This window comes from Aquabacterium sp. UBA2148, from assembly GCF_002328915.1.
In the GTDB taxonomy this organism is placed as follows: Bacteria; Pseudomonadota; Gammaproteobacteria; order Burkholderiales; family Burkholderiaceae_C; genus Aquabacterium; species Aquabacterium parvum.
Map to the genome: position 1 here is coordinate 1 of NZ_DCXA01000012.1, position 1,788 is coordinate 1,788.

Here is a 1,788-nt window from a genome sequence, read left to right on the forward strand (position 1 = left end):
CGTGCGCCACGACCCAGTCGTACTGGTCGTCGGGCTGCTCGGCGTTGCGGATCACGAAGCCACCTCCGTCGATGCGCGAAGAGCGGATCACCTGCACGCCCTTGGCGCGCAACTCGCGCAGCGCGGGCACCACGTCCTTGGACACCGAGCCGTTGCCCGTGCCGGCGTGGATCAGGGCCTTGGCGCCCGATGCGGCCAGGGCCTGGTAGGCCACGGGCGAGACGCCGCCGTGCCCGTAGGCGATGTCGACCTGCGGCAGCGAGGAAATGCGGTCGATGTCGAACTCGCTGCTCATGGTGTGGCGCTTGGCGGGCGCGCGGAACCAGTAGGTCTGGCCTTCGACCACCATGCCCAGCGGGCCCCAGGGGCTCTTGAAGGCGTCGGGGCGGATGTTGGCCGCCTTGGTGACGTCACGCCCGGTGTTGATCTCGTCGTTCATGGTCACCAGCACGCCCTTGCCGGCGGCGGCAGGCGAGGCGGCGGTGGCCACGGCGTTGTAGAGGTTGAGCGCGCCGTCGGCCGACAGGGCCGTGCCCGGGCGCATCGAGCCCACCACCACGATGGGCTTGCTGGTGTGCACCGTCAGGTTCAGGAAGAAGGCGGTTTCTTCCAGCGTGTCGGTGCCGTGGGAGATGACGATGCCATCCACATCGGCCTGCTTGGCCAGGGCCGACACGCGCCGGGCCACCTGCAGCAGGTGCTCGTTGGTGAAGCTCTCGGAGGCGATCTGGAAGACCTGCTCGCCGCGCACCTGGGCCAGGTTGCCCAGCTCGGGCACCGAGGCCAGCAGCTTGTCGACCGGCACCTTGGCGGCCTGGTAGGTGGCGCTGTTGGCGGCCGAGGCGCCGGCGCCGGCGATGGTGCCGCCGGTGGCCAGGATCACCACTTGGGCTTTCTTGGCGGCGGTGGTGGTCGCGGCGTTGGTGGTGGGGCTGGTCTGCGCCTGCGCCGGCAGGCCGGGCAGCAGCGTGAGGGCCAGGGCACAGCCCAGGGCGCTCATCAGTCGGGTGGGGGTCAAGGTCATGTCTTCGCTCCAGGTGTCGGTCGGGTGTGTTCAGGCCATGCGGCGGCGCGACCGGCCTGTTTTTTGGGTTTCAGGCCGTTCGGGCGCCACCGCGGTGGCGGCTGGCAGGGACGGGTGTGGCGAGGAGAGCGTGGGGGAGGCGCGGCCTTCTGTGGGCCTGTGTGGCCTGCTGTGGGCAGTCGTGCTGTCGTGCTGTCGTGCAGCGGGCCGCGTCCTCAGCCGGTCATTCGAACGGCTTGTCGTTGGGCGCCTTGAACAGGTTCTGCACGTCGTCCGACATCGGCCAGTTCAGGTTCAGGCCCTTGGGCGGGATGGGCTGCTGGAACCACTTGGCGTAGATCTTGGCGGCTTCGCCCGAGGTCATGGCCTTGGTCAGCGCCGCGTCGACGACCTTCTTGAAGGCGGGGTCGCCCTTGCGCATCATGCAGCCGTAGGCTTCTTCCGACATCGGCTTGCCGACCACCACCCAGTCATCGGGCTTCTTGGCCTTGGCCTTCTCGCCGTAGAGCAGGGCGTCGTCCATCATGAAGGCCACCGCGCGGCCGGTCTCCAGCGTCAGGAAGCTCTCGCCGTGGTCCTTGGCCGAGATGATGGCCATGCCGGCGCCCGAGGTCTCGTTGAACTTGCGCAGCAGGCGCTCGGAGGTGGTGCCGGCCGTCACCACCACGTTCTTGCCCTTGAGGTTGGCGAAGTCCTTGACGCCCGAGTCCTTCTTGGTCATCAGGCGGGTGCCGACGACGAAGATGTTGGTCGAGAAGTCGACC

General features: G+C 68.6%; 2 protein-coding genes. Both read right to left on the reverse strand.

Annotated features, from left to right (window positions below; all coding sequences use genetic code 11):
• The coding region (locus B2W70_RS00360) for a type II asparaginase (RefSeq protein ID WP_286741930.1) at positions 1–1,024 on the reverse strand (1,024 nt) is incomplete at its 3' end.
• 223 nt (positions 1,025–1,247) lie between these two features.
• A partial coding sequence (locus B2W70_RS00365; protein WP_286741931.1) for a transporter substrate-binding domain-containing protein occupies positions 1,248–1,788 on the reverse strand: 541 nt, incomplete at its 5' end.